12 protein-coding genes and 1 tRNA gene are annotated in these 17,616 nt (G+C 31.5%); 5 read left to right on the top strand and 8 right to left on the bottom strand.

The genetic code is table 11. The annotated features are described in order from the left end of the window. Window positions 1-25: 25 nt before the first annotated feature. The 4 genes from VK164_RS08275 to VK164_RS08260 form a co-directional block, all read right to left on the bottom strand. The gene (locus VK164_RS08275; protein ID WP_324208894.1) at window positions 26-628 is read right to left on the bottom strand and encodes a DNA-3-methyladenine glycosylase 2 family protein; all 603 of its coding nucleotides are present in this window, start codon (window positions 626-628) and stop codon (window positions 26-28) included. Further along, window positions 629-3,112, bottom strand: coding sequence for a DUF5686 family protein (locus VK164_RS08270; protein ID WP_324208893.1), 2,484 nt, complete (start codon window positions 3,110-3,112; stop codon window positions 629-631). 64 nt (window positions 3,113-3,176) lie between these two features. Next, window positions 3,177-4,154, bottom strand: coding sequence for a pyruvate dehydrogenase complex E1 component subunit beta (locus VK164_RS08265; protein ID WP_324208892.1), 978 nt, complete (start codon window positions 4,152-4,154; stop codon window positions 3,177-3,179). A 181-nt stretch (window positions 4,155-4,335) separates the two neighbouring features. Next, window positions 4,336-4,408: transfer RNA gene (locus tag VK164_RS08260), tRNA-Phe, on the bottom strand. A 122-nt stretch (window positions 4,409-4,530) separates the two neighbouring features. Between VK164_RS08260 and VK164_RS08255 the strand changes: the two genes are divergently transcribed. The 5 genes from VK164_RS08255 (at window position 4,531) to VK164_RS08235 (ending at window position 9,593) form a co-directional block, all read left to right on the top strand. After that, complete coding sequence (locus VK164_RS08255) at window positions 4,531-5,265, top strand: type III pantothenate kinase (protein ID WP_324208891.1); 735 nt, start codon at window positions 4,531-4,533, stop codon at window positions 5,263-5,265. Further along, on the top strand, window positions 5,258-6,529 hold the full coding sequence (locus tag VK164_RS08250) for a hypothetical protein (protein WP_324208890.1): 1,272 nt from the start codon (window positions 5,258-5,260) through the stop codon (window positions 6,527-6,529). Before VK164_RS08255 ends, VK164_RS08250 begins: the two co-directional genes overlap by 8 nt. Before the next feature lie 22 nt (window positions 6,530-6,551). Then, window positions 6,552-7,115 carry an LPS export ABC transporter periplasmic protein LptC gene (gene lptC, locus VK164_RS08245; RefSeq protein WP_324208994.1) on the top strand — a complete coding sequence of 188 codons (564 nt, stop codon included), beginning with the start codon at window positions 6,552-6,554 and terminating at the stop codon, window positions 7,113-7,115. A gap of 38 nt (window positions 7,116-7,153) precedes the next feature. Beyond that, window positions 7,154-7,336 carry a hypothetical protein gene (locus VK164_RS08240; protein WP_324208889.1) on the top strand — a complete coding sequence of 61 codons (183 nt, stop codon included), beginning with the start codon at window positions 7,154-7,156 and terminating at the stop codon, window positions 7,334-7,336. Window positions 7,337-7,487: 151 nt separating this feature from the next. After that, window positions 7,488-9,593: a peptidylprolyl isomerase gene (locus VK164_RS08235; protein WP_324208888.1), complete on the top strand. Its 2,106-nt coding sequence runs from the start codon at window positions 7,488-7,490 to the stop codon at window positions 9,591-9,593. A gap of 48 nt (window positions 9,594-9,641) precedes the next feature. On the opposite strand, the gene VK164_RS08230 is transcribed toward VK164_RS08235, so the two are convergent. The 4 genes from VK164_RS08230 to lepA form a co-directional block, all read right to left on the bottom strand. Further along, window positions 9,642-10,064: a translesion error-prone DNA polymerase V autoproteolytic subunit gene (locus tag VK164_RS08230; RefSeq protein ID WP_324208887.1), complete on the bottom strand. Its 423-nt coding sequence runs from the start codon at window positions 10,062-10,064 to the stop codon at window positions 9,642-9,644. Further along, window positions 10,055-11,320 (bottom strand): Y-family DNA polymerase, encoded by a 1,266-nt coding sequence (locus VK164_RS08225; RefSeq protein ID WP_324208886.1) that lies wholly within the window; start codon window positions 11,318-11,320, stop codon window positions 10,055-10,057. The genes VK164_RS08230 and VK164_RS08225 overlap by 10 nt, the downstream gene beginning before the upstream one ends. Before the next feature lie 66 nt (window positions 11,321-11,386). After that, window positions 11,387-15,598, bottom strand: coding sequence for a choice-of-anchor L domain-containing protein (locus VK164_RS08220; protein WP_324208885.1), 4,212 nt, complete (start codon window positions 15,596-15,598; stop codon window positions 11,387-11,389). A gap of 128 nt (window positions 15,599-15,726) precedes the next feature. Beyond that, window positions 15,727-17,523, bottom strand: a complete 1,797-nt coding sequence (lepA, locus tag VK164_RS08215; RefSeq protein WP_324208884.1) for a translation elongation factor 4 — start codon at window positions 17,521-17,523, stop codon at window positions 15,727-15,729. Window positions 17,524-17,616: the final 93 nt, after the last annotated feature.

Here is a 17,616-nt window from a genome sequence, read left to right as displayed (position 1 = left end):
AAAAAAGTATATATTTTTACACTCTTTAAAAACTAATTTTTCTTCCTCTTTTTTCAAGATAATAATGCCAAAGAAGATAAGTCGCCACTGAACGATAAGGTTTCCATTTTTGAGCATAGATTTCCATTTCTTCTTTGGAGTGAGTATCAAAAAGCTCTTTCATGGTATTCACAACTGCAATATCTCCAAGTGGAATTATATCTAATGAATTCAGGCAAAACATTAAATAAATATCAATTGTCCAGTTACCAATACCTTTAATTTTTATTAATTCTTCTCTAACTAATTCAGGTATTTTACATGCTAAACTTTCAATGTTTATTTGCTCTGTTAAAATAGCTTCAGAAAGCGCTTTAATATATTTAGTTTTTTGCCGACTTACACCACAAGAGCGAAAATCTTCATCTGAAAAACGATATACATTTTCAATTGAAAATAATGGAATTGCATTTTTCAACTTATTAAAAGTAGCTTTGGCAGAATCTATTGAAACTTGTTGTTCTAAAATTAAAAGCACTAATGTTTCAAAACCTTGTGCTCTTTTTGGCTGAATAGGAATTCCATATTGCTGAATTATTTGTTCAAAAACAGCTTCTTTTTTAAGCAGATATGCAATTGCTTCTTCCATTTAGAAATAAAATCCAAATGAGGCTTTAACAGTAAATTTATTTGCATCTGGTATATCTAAATAACTTCCGCGCCAAGCAAAATCAATACGCAATACTTTAAAGATATTACCAATACCCGCGTGGTATTCCCAATATATATCTTCTGGAGCACGGTAAACCAATCCAGAGGCATTGATGAAACGGTTTTCGTCCGAAACTGTTCCATAAACACCTTTTATACCAACAATTTCTCTCCAATTTAATTTTCTTAAAAGCGGAACTCTAGAAAATAATCTTCCGTTAAAATGATGTTCAAAATGTAGAGAAGCATACTCATCAGCCACAAAATCATAATAATCTAATAAGTTATAGGTATTGTCTATAATGAAATACGACTGATTTCCTGGAATTACACCCATTAGTCCTAATGGGACTTGACCGAAAGTTTTTCCTACTTCCAAAGTGGAAAACAATCTTCCAAAACCACCAATTAGTACTGGTTGACGATAGTAAAATTGAAGTTTTTGATAATCGAAATCGCTATTCATAACACCTTTTAATCCTTGGCTGTAACTTAAGAAAAGACGTGCATAATTATTGTCAACTTCCATTCTTTCCACACCATAACCAACGGTTCTTCTTTTTGGAGTAAATTCAGTAACAAAATTAATTTCCGATTGTTTTACTTCACTCTTGGTAGTGGTTTGTGTAGCATCTGTATAATAATCTAAACTAAATTGATTGGATGCAGACTGCAATGTACGATAAGATAAATTAGTTTGAAAGGTTAAGTTTTTAACTGGTTCGATTTCAAATCCAAAGGTGGTCAAATTAACCGAAGTCAATTTATTATTTGTACCACTTGAAAAGAAAGAAGATGAAGCAAAACTTCGTCCTAAAACATCATTTGAAGTGGTTAAGCTTACGCCAATTTGTTCCACATCTCTACGATTTCCAGCAGAAAGAATGATTCTGTTTTTTTTGTTTACCATCCATTTTCCTGAAATTCCATATTTGAATTTATTATCTTTAAATCCGTATGCTGTATAGCCTTGAATTCGCCAAGTATCATTTGAACCAAAATAGGTTCTTCCACCAAAACGAATTCGTTGACCTTCAACATCATTGTATCCAAAGGTTGAAAATATTGGTCCAAAATCCATTTTCCATTTAGGAATTTCGATGTAACCACTTCCTAAAATGGATGCCAAATTATAAATACGTTTAAAACGAGGAACTTCTTTTAAAGTGTCGAGCATTTTATATATTCCAGCTTCGTTTTTGTTAAGATTTTCGAAACGATTTTCTTCCCAAAATTCATCCGATTTATTAAAAACCGAATTGTCATAAAAATTCACTTCCTCTTTAAAAAACTTATCTTCTTTCTTTTTATCAAATTGATGATTCTTAAAGAGCGAAGTGCGTTTTCCATAAACTCCTTTTGATTCTTCTTTTTTAGAAAAACTAAAATCTGACATCATGTAATCTCGTGTGAGCAAGAAAACGGAATCATTCATTACTTCAAACTCTTGCTCGATATAAATTTCTTTTACCCAGTTAATGTTAGCACTTTTACTAGCTTCAAGGTTGATTTTTTTAATTGCAAAAGTGGTGTCATTTACCCAAAAATCTCCTTTGAATGTTAATTCGTTTTTACGTCTTGGATAATAGACAATATTATAACACCATTTGTTGTCAATATACATACTATCTGATAACACATAGTTATATACATTGATTCCCGTTCTTGATAAAGGACTCACAAAATCTTTATCAAAAAATTTCAAATAATTATCATAAATATCATAATCCGCATACAAATCTTTAATAAAAGTATTTACACCATCGCCAGAACCAAGTCCGGAATTTTTATTAGCTGTTGTAATTTCTTTTGTTTTTTTAGTTTCGTTATCTCCATAAACTTCACTCAAGGTTTCGTTGATAAAAATAGGTAAAAACGTTTTTCCTGAAATTTTTGAGGTGTCGATTTGATTAAAAACAAATTCCATTCCTTTGAAAACTTTGCTTTTCATAAAGGCAGAATCAATAGTGTTCAAATCAAATTCTACTTTTTCATATTTTTCGTACTGATACTGTTTGAACATTTTGAGTCCGTTTTTTCTTCTTCGTTCCCATATTTTCCTCAATATATCAAGTGCTGGATTGTCTTTTTTAGACGTCTTTCCTGTATGAATAACAATTTCTTTCAATTGTTCGTTTTCTTTTAAGGTAATTTTTAAATTTTGATTCAAGCCAGGCTTCAGGGGAATTTCTCTCTTTTCATAACCTTCAAACAAAACAACTAAAGCAGTGTAATTTTGTTCAGATTCAAAATAGAAAATTCCGTTTTCATCTGTAATTACACCTTCTCTCGAATCTTTAAAGAATACACTAGCGAAGGGGATTGATTCACCTTTTTTATCAACAACTTTTCCTCCAACTTTAGTTTGACCTAAAGCGATTGTTGCAAAAAACAAAGTAAATAGTACTAATTTCTTTCTCATAATTAAAAACAAAAAACTTCATCAGCTAAGTACTGATGAAGTTCCAAATATAACGAGTTATTTTTTATTTATAGGTAACTTTTTTTACAGCTTTGATTACATCTTGTGCATTAGGCAACCATTCTTTTAATAAAGTTGGTGAATATGGCGCTGGAGTATCAGCTGTTGTGATTCTTTGGACAGGTGCGTCTAAATAATCAAATGCTTTTTCTTGAACCATGTAAGTGATTTCAGAAGCTACACTTGCAAAAGGCCATGCTTCTTCTAAAACCACTAATCTATTAGTTTTTTTTACAGAATTTAAAATGGTTTCATAGTCCATTGGGCGAACCGTTCTTAAATCAATTATTTCACAAGAAATACCTTCTTTTGCCAATTCATCAGCGGCAATATGAGCTTCTTTTATAATTTTTCCAAAAGAAACAATTGTTACATCTGTTCCTTCTCTTTTAATATCTGCAACTCCTAATGGAATTGTGTATTCACCTTCTGGTACTTCGCCTTTATCTCCATACATTTGCTCTGATTCCATGAAAATAACTGGGTCATTATCACGAATAGCTGCTTTTAATAATCCTTTTGCGTCATATACTGTTGAAGGAACTACTACTTTTAATCCTGGTGTGTTTGCAAACCAGTTTTCAAAAGCTTGTGAGTGTGTTGCGCCTAATTGACCTGCCGACGCGGTTGGTCCACGAAAAACCATTGGCATAGGAAATTGTCCAGCTGACATTTGACGCATTTTAGCAGCATTATTAATAATTTGGTCAATACCAACTAATGAAAAGTTAAACGTCATGAATTCAACAATTGGTCGATTCCCATTCATTGCAGATCCTACTGCAATTCCTGCAAATCCTAATTCGGCAATTGGAGTATCAATTACTCGTTTAGGGCCAAATTCATCTAGCATACCTTTTGAGGCTTTGTAAGCACCATTATATTCTGCTACTTCTTCACCCATTAAATATATTGACTCATCGCGACGCATTTCTTCACTCATTGCTTCACAGATTGCTTCTCTAAATTGTATCGTTCTCATGTGTTTACTTCTTAAAGTTTTAATGAAAGGCAAAAATAAAAATTAAAACCGATTTTTATATCATTTATACGAATTTGTTATTCAATACAACAAGTAATTATTAACTAAAACGTTGTAATTGCAGTTTTTAAAAATTAAAAAACACAAAAAAGCCCTTAATTATAAAATCAAGGGCTTTAAGTGGTACCTCCAGGGATCGAACCAGGGACACATGGATTTTCAGTCCATTGCTCTACCATCTGAGCTAAGGTACCTTTGGCAAACAATGCATTACTGCTTGTTGATTGCGGGTGCAAATATAGAACCTATTTTATATTTTCCAAAACAATTATTAAAAAAAATCAATTTGTATATTTGCAAAACAAAAAACCTCAATATGCTTTTAACAATAGATGTAGGGAATTCAAGAATTAAAGTGGCTGTATTTGAAGAAGATAACCTTGTTGAGTTGTTTGTTTTTGAGCCTCAAGAGGCCTTAAAAAAAATTTCTGAAATACTAAATTTTTTTCCCAAAATTAGCAAAGCTATATACTCTTCGGTTGGAAAATTAGATAGTAAAGCATTAAAATTTGTTCAAAATAAAGTAAAAACCACGATTGTTAATCATAATTCACTATTTCCTTTTATCAATAAATATAGTACTCCAAACACATTAGGTATAGATAGAATGGTTTTGTCAGCTGGAGCAACATTGAAATTTCCAAATCAGAATAGGTTAATTATTGATGTCGGAACTTGCGTGACATATGATTTTATTGATAAAAACAACTACTATTTTGGTGGTGCAATTTCTCCAGGTATAAAATTACGTTATAATAGTCTACATAATTACACAGCTAAATTACCGTTATTAACAATTTCTAATCCGGATAATTTTATTGGAGATTCGACAAATAATTCGATACATAGTGGGGTAATAAATGGTTTATGTTTTGAAATCGATGGCTTTATTTCACAATATTATCTTAAATATCAAGATTTAACAGTAATTTTAACAGGAGGAGACGCAGATTTTTTGGCTAAAAGATTAAAAAGCACCATATTTGCCAATTCAAATTTCTTATTAGAAAGTTTGAACTTATTATCAATATACACAGAAAATAATGATTAAAAAAATTGTAGTCTTTTTTAGTTTACTTGTATCAGCAAGCTTATTTGCTCAAGAAAACACAGCTTCACCTTATTCATATTATGGACTTGGTGATGTAAAATTCAAAGGAACTCATGACATAAAAGCTATGGGAGGATTAAGTATTGTTGGAGACAGTATTCATTTAAATCTTTCGAATCCAGCATCTTATTCTAGCTTAAAACTTACTACTTTTAGTATTGGAGGAACTTCAACGTTTACAAATTTCAATACTTCTACAGATAGTGAAAAAGCGCAAAGAACAAGTTTAGATTATTTAGCTGTTGGGTTGCCATTGGGTAAATTTGGAATGTCTTTCGGATTAATGCCTTACAGTGCAGTGGGTTATAAGGTTCAAAATATTACTGAAGCTGCTGATGATCCTGATGGTTTAGAAAGATCTAAGCAATTTACAGGTGATGGTAATGTAAATAAAGTGTTTTTTGGCACTGCTTATAAAATCACTCCAAAACTTAGTGCTGGAGTTGATGTTGGTTATTATTTTGGAGATATTAATAGTAAAGATATTGAATTTATAACTGATCCAATGGTACAATTAGGCACTAGAGAACTTAATAATTCAAAAATATCTGGGTTTTCATTAAATTTTGGGTTATTGTATAATTGTAAAATTTCTCAAAAGTTAGAGTTGTTTTCTAGTGTAACGTATAGTCCTGAGAGTAATTTAACATCAAAAAACACCAGAAATATTGCAAATATTATTTTCACTTCAAGTGGAGCCGAATTTATAGATACTGAAAATGCTATTGATATTAATGTTCAAGATACAAAATTAAAGCTTCCAAGTAAATTTTCTTTTGGAGCAGGGATTGGTCAAGCAAAAAAATGGTTAGTAGGGTCAGAAATAACATTCCAAAATACAAGCAATTTAGGTAATCGTTTTGATGATATTACTGGTGCAACATTTGAAAATTCTACAAAAATCTCAATAGGAGGTTATTATATACCGAAATATGATTCTTTCAATGGTTATTGGAACAGAGTGGTTTACAGAGCGGGTTTTAGACACGAAAACACAGGTTTGATAATAAATAACGAAAGCATTAAGGATTATGGTGTTAATTTTGGTTTTGGATTGCCGTTAGGTATTTCAAATATTAACTTAGGATTTGAATTTGGGAAAAAAGGAACTGCAGCTAATAATTTAATTGAAGAAAATTATTTTAATGTAAGTGTTGGACTTTCTTTAAATGATATTTGGTTCAAGAAAAGAAAAATTGACTAAAACTAATTTATTCAAGCTGGAGATGACTTTTTCGTTTAGCTTTATTAAAATATTTAGAAGTGCAATTATGTTGTTTTGCGTAATTGTACTTTTTTCATGTGAAAGTGATTTAAAAAAAGTTCAAAAGCTTAGTGAAACTTCTTTTATTCCTACTGGTGAAGCAGATTCTATAAACTTGAAATATACCGATTCTGGTAAGATAAAATCTATCTTGAAAAGCCCTAAAATGCTCGACTATAGCAATATTAAAAATGCATTTACAGAGTTTCCAAAAGGAATACATCTCACGTTAATGGATGAAAAAGGCAATAAAAGTACTGTAGTTGCGGATTATGCAATTTCTTATAAAAAAACTGAAATTATAGATTTACAAGGGAATGTAATTATTACTTCGCATGATGGAAAAAAACTGGAAACTTCTCAGCTTTATTTTGATCAAAAAAATGAATGGTTTTTTACTGAAAAATTATTCAAATATACAGACGAAGCCGGTGGATATCTAGAAGGGCCAGGAGTTGACTTTAGCAAGGATTTTAAAATTTTCAACATGCAAAAAAGTAATGGAGAAGTTAATACCCTTGATTAATTTTTTATTTAAAAACAATCTTTTTAAAAAATATTAAAATGAATTATTTAAAAATTGTACAATACTTTTACTTAGCCTTTGCGGCGTTTTTTGCTTATGATGCATTTGCTAAATATAATAGTGGAGAAAGCTATGTGCTAAGTATTTTAATTGCAGCAGTATCGTTGGGGATGTTTTTCTTTAGAAGACATTTTTACAACAAATATCAAAACAAAAAATAATTATTCAGGATTAGATAAATACAAATAAAATCTAAAACCAAAGAAAAGTCCAAAAACTTTAAAAAAAACTATGAAAATATACCTTTTCTATTTTATTATTAAATAGATAATTGTATTTTCGCCCTCTGAAAAAAATTAAACACAAATAAAAATGGCAGTTTTATCTAAAATTAGACAACGTTCATTCTTCCTAATTGTAATTATTGCATTAGCATTATTTTCATTTGTATTAGCAGATGTAATTCAAAGTGGAACTTTTGGAAATAGCGCAAATAATATTGGTTCAGTAAATGGAACGGATATTTCTGGGCAAGAATTTATGCAACAAGTTGCAATGATTGAAAAACAAGGTCAAGGTATGACTAACACTCAAGCAATTAATAGTGCTTGGGAACAAAACGTAAGAAGTATATTACTTGGTGAAGAGTTTGAAAAATTAGGACTTAAAATTGGTGACGAACAATTAATTAATGTTATCAAACAAAACCCAAATTTTGCTCAAAATCAACAATTTTTAAATGCTGCAGGTCAGTTTGACGAAAATAAATTTAAAGAATATATTAAGTCTTTAAAAAATGCTCCAAACCAAGAACAATGGTTGCAATGGAAAGAGTTTGAAAAAAACATCGAAAAATATGCTGTAGAGCAAATGTACAATACAATGATTAAAGCGGGTGTTGTTACAACAAAAGCAGAAGGCAAATTTGCATACCAAATGGAAGCAGATAAAGCTGATTTTGATTATGTAACTGTCGCATATTCTACTGTAAGCGATGATCAAGTTAAAGTTTCAGATGATGAAATTTTAGAGTACATGAAAAAAAATGCTAAAAAATACAAATCTGATAACACCAGAAGTATCGATTTTATCTTAGTTGAAAACAAACCTTCAAAAGAAGATGAGGTAGCAATGTTAACTTCTATAAATAGTGTTTTGAATGGAAAAGTTGTTTATAACGAGCAAACTAAATCTAATGACACTTTACCTGGTTTTAGAGCTGTATCAAATGTTGGAGAATTTGTAAATGCGAATTCTGATATTAAATTTGATTCTACTTATTTAGCTAAAAAAGATTTACCAATTGAATTTCAGGAGCAATTATTTAATTTGCCAACTGGAGCTGTTTTTGGACCTTACGTTCATAATGGACATCAATGTGTTTCAAGAATGATTGGTAGAAAACCAAATGCAAGTGCAAAAGCTAGTCATATCTTAATTGCATACAAAGGAGCAGAAAGATCAAGTGCTACAAGAACAAAAGAAGAAGCTCAAAAATTAGCAAATGATTTATTAGCACAAGTAAAGGCTAGCCCAACTAATTTCGCAATGTTAGCAATGGCTAATTCAGATGATCCTGGATCTAAAAGCAATGGAGGAGAATATGATAATATTACTCCAGGTCAAATGACACCAAAATTTAATGATTTTGTTTTTAATAATCCTGTAGGAACTATGGGAGTTGTTGAAACGGAATTTGGTTTCCATGTAATGAAAGTATCAGGTAAAAATGATGCTGTTTTGCTAGGAACTATTGCTCAAAAGATTCAAGCTTCTGATGCTACTATGGATGCTGCATATACAAAAGCTAGTCAATTAGAATCAAGTGCTACTGAAAATAAAGATTTTGATGCTGTTGCTAAAAAAGCAGGCTTAGTTGTTACACCAGCAACAAACATAAAAGCATATGATGAATACATTCAAGGTTTAGGGGCTCAAAGAGAAATAGTACGCTGGAGTTTTAATGAAGAAACAGAAGTTGGAACTGTAAAACGTTTTGAAGCACCTCAAGGATTTGTAATTGCAAAATTAAAAGATATCAATGATACTGGTTTATTGCCTATTGATGTTGCAAAACAATCTGTTGAGCCAATCTTAAAAAATCAGAAAAAAGCTGAAATTATTAAGAAAAAAATGAGTGGAACTTCATTAGAGGCTGTTTCAAAATCTTCAGGAGCATCTGTTTTAACTGCTACAGGTGTTTCTATTAAAAACCCTATTATTCCAAATGTAGGTATGGAATCTAAAGTTGTTGGAAAAGCATTCGGTTTAGCTTCTGGAAAAACTTCAGATATTATTGAAGGAACAAGTGGTATGTTTATCATTAGAGCTAAAAAGGTAACTAAGGCTCCTGCAATTTCAAATTATACTACTTATATCAATCAAGATAGAACTCAAAATCAATCTTATGCAATGTCAAAAGCTTACACGGCTATTAAAGACAAAGCAGATATAAAAGACAATAGAGCAAATTTTTAACAAAAGTTAAAAAGTATAAAAAAAGGGCTGATTTAATCAGCCCTTTTTTTATACTTTTTTAATAACATAGGTTACTATTCCCCATACAGTAAAGTCGTTGTGCAAACCGATTTTTATAGGTTTGTAGTTTGAATTTTCGGCGATTAGAAAAAGATTGTCTTCTTCTATCTTAATTCGTTTAACTGTAAATTCACCATCTATTAAACAAACCGCTATTTTGTTGTTCATTGGTTCTAAACTTCTATCTATAACTAGAATATCACCATCATCAATACCAGCGCCTATCATTGAATTCCCTGATGCTTTTGCATAAAATGTTGCCTCTGCATTTTTTACCAAAGTTTTGTCTAAGCTTATTTTGTTTTCCTCAAAATCTGCTGCTGGCGAAGGAAAACCTGCTTTAATTCCACTGCTTATAAATTGTTGTCCTTCAGAAAAAGTATCATCGGGAATAAAAAAAATTAGTGACATTTTATTTCTAATATTTCTTTAAAACTAGTTGTATATTTATTAGATAAATGGTGTTGCTTCATTTTCCATGTACGTTGTAAGTCTTGATTTCCTAATCGAATTTTTCGTTCTCCAATTTTTTTATGGTAGTCATCCATTACTTGCATTATTTTCTGATACTTTGGATTTTCATCATCAAACAAATGAAATTGCTTTTGATTTGATGGAATAATCTCTGTTACTATAACTCCAGCTTTTTTATAAGAGGCTTTTTCTTGATAAATTTCCTCTAACATTTTTGTTGCGATATTGCTTATTGAAAAAGCCGTATTACTTGGAAAAGGAAGTGTTTTTAGACGATAAAAGCTATATCGAGAATCTGTTGTTCTAAATTTATTTTTTTGCAGATATAAGATCACACCATAGCAACATGAATTTTGTTTGCGTAGCTTTTCAGAGCAAATAGAGGCAAATGTGGCTACTCGTTCTTTTAACTCATTATAATCGTTTATATCGTGCTCAAAGCTTCTAGTAATAGCGATTGTTCGTTTTGTTTTAGGTTCGTTTATTTCTAAAATTGATTTTCCTTCCAATTCATATTTTAAACGAATACCTACAACTCCCATTTCCTTTTTTATAAATGATTCGTTGTGTGGTAAAGTGAAATCATAAGCAGTTAAAATATTTTTACGTTGCATTTTTTTTGTTAATTGATAACCGATTCCCCATACGTCTGCAATTTTTGTCCATTTTAAAGCCTTAACGCGCTTTTCTTCAGTATCGATAACATAAACTCCATTGGTGCGCTCTGGGAATTTTTTAGCAATACGATTTGCTAATTTAGCCAAAGCTTTAGTTGGGGCAAACCCTATTCCTGTAGGAATACTTAACCATTTTAAAATTCGTTGTTGAATATTTAATCCAAGAGAATGATAATCAGAAACTTGTTGCCCATCAAAATTTAAAAAAGCTTCATCGATACTGTACATTTCTACATTTGGTGTGAAATTTTCTAAAATATTCATGACTCTTTGACTTAAATCGCCATAGAGTACATAATTAGAAGAAAAAACTTTTATATCATGCTGTTGGATGAATTCTTTAATTTTAAATTCAGGTATCCCCATTGGAATTCCAAGCGCTTTAGCTTCACTACTTCGCGATATAACACAACCGTCATTATTAGACAAAACCACGACTGGTTTACCGTTATATTGAGGTTGAAAAACACGCTCACAAGAAACGTAAAAATTATTACAATCTACTAATGCATACATCTTGTAAAATTACTTTTCTTTTGTCAAAAAGTAAATAATACAGTTGTTAATGTTAATAACTTTGAATTATCGTTTTAACGAAAAATGTGCCTTAAATATCTGCTTAGTTTGAGATGTTTGTGATAAGTATTCTACTGTAAACCAATAATCTGTTGATGGTAATTTTTCACCATTATAAGTTCCGTCCCAACCAAAACTAGCAGGAGATAATTGTTTTAAAAATTTCCCGTATCGATCAAAAATTGAGATGACAGCATTCGGTTGTTGACTTAAATCCCAAATATTCCAATTGTCATTAATTCCATCACCATTTGGTGTGAAATAATTTGGATAATTAATAATATAAATTGGTCCGATGCGGGTAGGAGAACAATTACCTAAAACATCAATTATATTAACAAAATATTCACCAGTTTCTAAATCAGAAAAAACATTGCTAGATTGTATTGCACTTAAATTTCCGTTAGGATACTCTAATTGATATAAGTAATCACCATAACCTCCAGTAATATTTACCGTAATAAACGTGTTGTTTTCAAAGGCAGAACTCACATCGAAATCAGCTACAGCAGGTCCTGATTGAGTAATTGTAACAGTTGTATTGTTGTAATTACAAGCCGCACCTACATCTGGAGTAAGCTTTATAAACTCAACATCATATGTCCCTGCTTGTGAGGCTGTATAATTTGGCCCTGTTCCCATAAGTGTACCATTCAAGTACCAATTCACAGTAAAAAATGCAGGATTTAATCCAGAATGCACGGTAAAATTTCTATATACTGTTCCTGTTACAGAATCTACACAGATAATTCCTCCTTGCAATGTTATGTCTAATAAAGGATGTACCGTGAAAGTAAATGCTATTTCATCATTACAATTTGGATTCCCTATTGCAGTAGCATAAATGTAATATGTATAAGTTCCTGCTGTTGAAATGTTTAAATTGGTAATTAAATCTGCCGCATTTCCTCCTGGTTGTGAGTAATAATTGATGTTATATGGCACAGTTGGTAATGTCGGTAAGATATAGTTTCCACATTCTTCATTGTCAAAAATTAAACCTAATGCGGCCAAGTTGGGTGTTTCTGAAACTATAATGTCAAAACTATCTTCTTGTGTACAAATAATTCTATCGCCATTTACTGCATAAACATAAATCGATGTTGTTGTGTTTGGAGTATTAAAAATTGTCCCATTTGGTACAGGATTAACACCATTTGGATCATAAAAATAACCTATTGAGTAATTAAATGGAGTTGGAGCTATATGTGTTAATGCTGGCAATTGAAAGTTGTCATTCTCACAAACATTAATATTTTGATAATTCGGTAAATTGATACCATTATAGGTCATTGTGAAAGGTAAATCTCTTACACAAAGTGTAGTTGGGTCAATATTGTAAATATAAAATGTATGTGTATAATTAAACACATCTGTAGGAGAAACAACAACTCCAGTTCCAGCAGGACCTCCAGATTCAGTATAAATAGTACCAAATGTTGGCGCAGGTATTGAATAAGGCTGGCATTTAGTCTCGCTTAAAACACCATCAACAGGAGGAAAAGGATTTAATGAAATAGTAAAACTTGATTCGCTATCACAACCATTTGCATCTGGCCCATTATAAATATAATATGTGCCTGGTGCTAAATGAGCACCTGATAAATCAATAATGTCTCCAGCATGCAATTGCTGTTGGCCAATAATTGTAGGTCCGCCAGATAGTGTATAATAAGTCCCATTAGACAGAGTAGGTAATATAAATTCTCCGCAATGTGTTCCGCTTGGTATCACATCGACTGCTGGTCTTGGATAAATAGTTATGTTAAAATTTAAATTGTCAGTACAATTTGGTAATGCAGATGTGTTTGCATAATAGTAAACAGTTTGCGACGAAGTAATTGTCAAATCTGTGATATGGGTTCCCCCACCCATTGGTGCAGTATAATATCCTCCAAAGGCAATTGACGGTAACGTGTAACTTCCGCAACCTGAAACCGAGGTGAATTGAGAGGTGTCAACTAAGTTTATGTCAAAAGTGTTTTCTATTGAACAATTTGCATTTGACGAAAATACATAATAAGTTCCTGGGAAATTAGGTCCATTAACACTAATTACATCTCCAGGATTTAATGCGCCAATTCCTCCTGAAAAAAGAAAATATGAACCATTTGTTAAAGGAGGTAAAACATATGAATCACAAACTGTAATATCAGAAGGTGAATCTGCTAAGGGTATTGGGTGAATGTTGATTATAAACTGATCGTCTCGACAAAAAACACCATTTACTTCCGCATAATAATATATGGTCATTGAAGTGCTTACTTGTGTTGTGTTTGTAAACTGTGTTCCTTCTGGAAGAAGAACGCCTGCTCCTAAAGGACCCCCGGGAGCGGTATAAAAATCGCCTATATTTTCAGGTGGAGTGGGAATAGTAAATATCCCGCAATGATCTAATTGAGGAACATACTCATCAATTAATGTTAAATTAAATGTTGATTCATTAGTGCATCCATTTGCATCAGGACCAATAAAAATATAATATGTTCCACCTGTGTCAAGTATATCTCCTGCATTTAATGGGCTTCCTGTTCCACCAGGACCTGTAAAATAATTTCCATTTGTAATAACTGGCAAGGTAAAATCATGACATTCTGTTGGGTCTGGAATATCATCTACAATTGGTAAAGGGTTAACAATTAAAGTAACAGAAGTGACATCAAAACAACTTGGATTTGAATTATCCTGCATTCTAATACCTATAGTTACAGTTGTAGTTCCATTAAGTATGGAAATAGAGGTTATTGCGCCTATTCCAGTAGCAGCTTCAGCTACAGTATTGTAATATGAAATGGTATAATTAGCTGCCGATTGCCCGTTCAATACTTCCGCATCTAAAAATGTTGTAAATACGTAATTAGTACTACCAATGCCTTCACACAGTTGAATATTATTAGGTTGTGTTGCTATTACCGCATTAGTTACAATTAAATTAAATGGATAAACAGCATCACAAAAATTCCCAGTTAAGGTGTTTAATATTTTTATCAAAATGGTTTGTCCACCAGAGCTAGAATAAGTGTTTAAATTTGCATTTGGTATTGGGTTGTTTGCGACAATGTCAGCTGGTGTTTCAAAATATAAAACATCATAAATTGCAGGGTTTAGCCCTAAAGAAACTTCGTTATTCGTGGTTAAATTAAATGAATATGTAGCTGCGCCAGTGTTACAAGTTTGTAAGTTTTGTGGTGCTATTACCGTTAAGTTATTAAATACGACTGTGTCAGTTATTAAACAAGAGCCTTTCACTGCTTCAACAGTGTATGTTCCAGCATGTGTTACTGTGTAAGAAGAATTGGTTTCACCTGGAATTGGATTTCCATTTTCAAACCAAGTATAAGTGTAAGTTGTATCTAAGCCTGTGTCTAATAAATATTCATCACCTGTACAAATAATTTGATCAGGGCCCATATCTAAAGTTGTTGTAAAACTCCCTGCAGCTAAAAAAACAGCTGAATCATAGCTTGAATCATTATAATCACCAATAACTAATCTGATTTTATAAGGAGTATTTGGAATAACTGCAGAAGCAGCATTCATTACAACTGTATGTCCACGCATGTTCAAGGTAGATGCAGAAGGATTAATTACATTATACACATCAAAAAATGACGCATTGGAAGATGCACAAGTTTCACCAGGAAAATTGTAAATGGAATTTCTAATATCTTTTACTGTTACTGGGGTGTTAGTGCCAGGAATTACAGCTAAATTAGTAGATACACCAGTGCTTAAATTAGTTAAAACAAATGCAAAAACATCACTAAATTCACATTGATATTCACCATATTCGTTTGATGCAAAAAGAAAATTAAAATTAAATGTGTTTGAAAGTGGTACAAAATCAAATTCTAAAAATGCTACATCAGTAATTACTGCTGTTTGACCACTTGAATTGCTTAAATTTTGTAAATAAACATCACTATTTGTATTAATTTGTGTACTTAAGTTGGTGTTTAGGTATTGTCCTTGAGTATTTATTGCAGTTCCATTTCTTATGATAATTCCTTCATTTATTGGAAATGATGAAGCATTTCTATTAAAATAAGCAACCGATTGTGGTGAAGAAATTGAGATATTTGAAACTTCTACGCAAGAATTTCCAAGTAATAAATCAACTAATTGAGCAGGCGAATTAGTTGTATTGTCAACTGTTATCGTTTGTGAGAACAAACATGTTGAAAATAAAATGGCGAATATATAGGTTATTTTTTTCAAGATTTTGTTTGGGATTAAAATCATTGATATAAATATAGGGAAAAAATAAAAATGATATTGATTATAATTGTGAAAAAGTTTAAACATTAAAAATTATTTAAACTTTTTCACAATTTATTAATTATTTGTTAATCATTTAATTTTAATACTGCCATAAATGCTTCTTGAGGAATTTCAACATTCCCTACTTGACGCATACGCTTTTTACCTTTTTTCTGTTTTTCTAATAATTTACGTTTACGCGAAATATCTCCACCATAACATTTCGCCGTTACATCTTTTCTCAAAGCTTTGATGGTTTCGCGAGCAATAATTTTTGCACCAATAGCTGCTTGAATTGGAATATCAAATTGTTGTCTTGGTATTAATTCACGTAGTTTTTCGCACATTTTTTTACCAATATTATACGCATTATCTTCATGAATTAAAGCCGAAAGTGCATCAACGGATTGCGCATTTAAAAGTACGTCTAATTTTACTAATTTTGAAGTACGCATTCCTATTGGATGGTAGTCAAATGAAGCATATCCTTTGGAAACTGTTTTTAATCTATCATAAAAATCGAATACAATTTCCGCTAATGGCATATCGAAATTCAATTCTACTCTTTCTGTTGTCAAATAGGTTTGATTAGTGATTAAACCACGTTTCTCGATACACAAACTCATCACATTACCAACAAAATCTGCTTTTGTAATAATTGTAGCTTTGATATATGGCTCTTCAACTCTATCTAATCTTGATGGTTCAGGCAAATCAGACGGGTTGTTCACAATCATTGGAACTTCAGGCTCTTTCTTAGTATAGGCTAAGTATGAAACGTTTGGAACGGTTGTAATTACAGTCATATTGAACTCACGTTCTAAGCGCTCTTGGATAATTTCCATGTGTAACATTCCTAAGAATCCACAACGGAAACCAAATCCTAAAGCAGCTGAACTTTCTGCAGTAAATACTAACGAAGCATCATTTAATTGTAATTTTTCCATAGAAGCACGTAAATCTTCATAATCTTCTGTGTCTACAGGATAAATTCCAGCAAAAACCATTGGTTTTACATCTTCAAATCCATGAATTGCATTTGTAGTTGGTGTTTTTGCATCAGTTATTGTATCTCCAACTTTTACTTCTTTGGCTTCTTTAATTCCTGAAATTAAATAACCTACATCACCCGTTGAAATTACATCTTTTGGTACTTGATTTAATTTCAAAGTTCCAATTTCATCGGCAAAATATTCACTGCCTGTGGCCATGAATTTAATTTTTTGTCCTTTTTTAATTTCACCATTCTTTACACGGAAAATTACTTCGATTCCGCGAAATGGATTATAATGTGAATCAAAAATTAATGCTTGAAGCGGTTCTTCTTTATCTCCTTTTGGAGCAGGAACTTTATCAATAATAGCAGCTAAAATATTTTCAACACCAAAACCAGTTTTTCCAGAGGCATGAATAATATCTTCTAATTTACAGCCTAATAAATCAATAATATCATCACTAACTTCTTCTGGATTAGCACTTGGTAAATCTACTTTGTTTAAAACAGGAATAATTTCTAAATCATGTTCTAAGGCTAAATATAAATTAGAAATTGTTTGAGCTTGAATGCTTTGTGCAGCATCTACAATCAATAATGCACCTTCACATGCTGCAATTGAACGCGAAACTTCATATGAAAAATCCACGTGACCAGGTGTGTCAATCAAATTCAATATATATTGTTCACCTTTATAAGTGTACTCCATTTGAATAGCGTGACTTTTTATGGTTATACCACGTTCGCGCTCTAAGTCCATATTGTCTAGCAATTGGGCTTTTTCTTCACGAGCGGTAACAGTTTGCGTAGCTCCTAAAAGTCTATCTGCAAGCGTACTTTTTCCGTGGTCAATGTGTGCAATAATGCAAAAATTTCTAATGTTTTTCATTCTTCAAGTTCAATATCAAGTTCAAATTTCAATAGCAATTCTTTCATGCAATTAATCTGCAAATATAAACTAAAGTTTTGGATTTTAAACCCG

Source organism: Flavobacterium sp., assembly GCF_035299005.1.
Classification (GTDB): domain Bacteria; phylum Bacteroidota; class Bacteroidia; order Flavobacteriales; family Flavobacteriaceae; genus Flavobacterium.
This window is presented reverse-complemented; position numbering and strand designations above follow the sequence as displayed.

Excerpts from the sequence above, each read along its gene's own strand:
- VK164_RS08225 (WP_324208886.1), bottom strand. The coding sequence starts at position 11,320 with ATGTATGCATTAGTAGATTGTAATAATTTTTACGTTTCTTGTGAGCGT.
- VK164_RS08275 (WP_324208894.1), bottom strand. The coding sequence starts at position 628 with ATGGAAGAAGCAATTGCATATCTGCTTAAAAAAGAAGCTGTTTTTGAA.
- VK164_RS08265 (WP_324208892.1), bottom strand. The coding sequence starts at position 4,154 with ATGAGAACGATACAATTTAGAGAAGCAATCTGTGAAGCAATGAGTGAA.
- VK164_RS08240 (WP_324208889.1), top strand. The coding sequence starts at position 7,154 with ATGAATTATTTAAAAATTGTACAATACTTTTACTTAGCCTTTGCGGCG.
- lepA (WP_324208884.1), bottom strand. The coding sequence starts at position 17,523 with ATGAAAAACATTAGAAATTTTTGCATTATTGCACACATTGACCACGGA.
- lptC (WP_324208994.1), top strand. The coding sequence starts at position 6,552 with ATGACTTTTTCGTTTAGCTTTATTAAAATATTTAGAAGTGCAATTATG.
- VK164_RS08270 (WP_324208893.1), bottom strand. The coding sequence starts at position 3,112 with ATGAGAAAGAAATTAGTACTATTTACTTTGTTTTTTGCAACAATCGCT.
- VK164_RS08230 (WP_324208887.1), bottom strand. The coding sequence starts at position 10,064 with ATGTCACTAATTTTTTTTATTCCCGATGATACTTTTTCTGAAGGACAA.
- VK164_RS08250 (WP_324208890.1), top strand. The coding sequence starts at position 5,258 with ATGATTAAAAAAATTGTAGTCTTTTTTAGTTTACTTGTATCAGCAAGC.
- VK164_RS08255 (WP_324208891.1), top strand. The coding sequence starts at position 4,531 with ATGCTTTTAACAATAGATGTAGGGAATTCAAGAATTAAAGTGGCTGTA.
- VK164_RS08235 (WP_324208888.1), top strand. The coding sequence starts at position 7,488 with ATGGCAGTTTTATCTAAAATTAGACAACGTTCATTCTTCCTAATTGTA.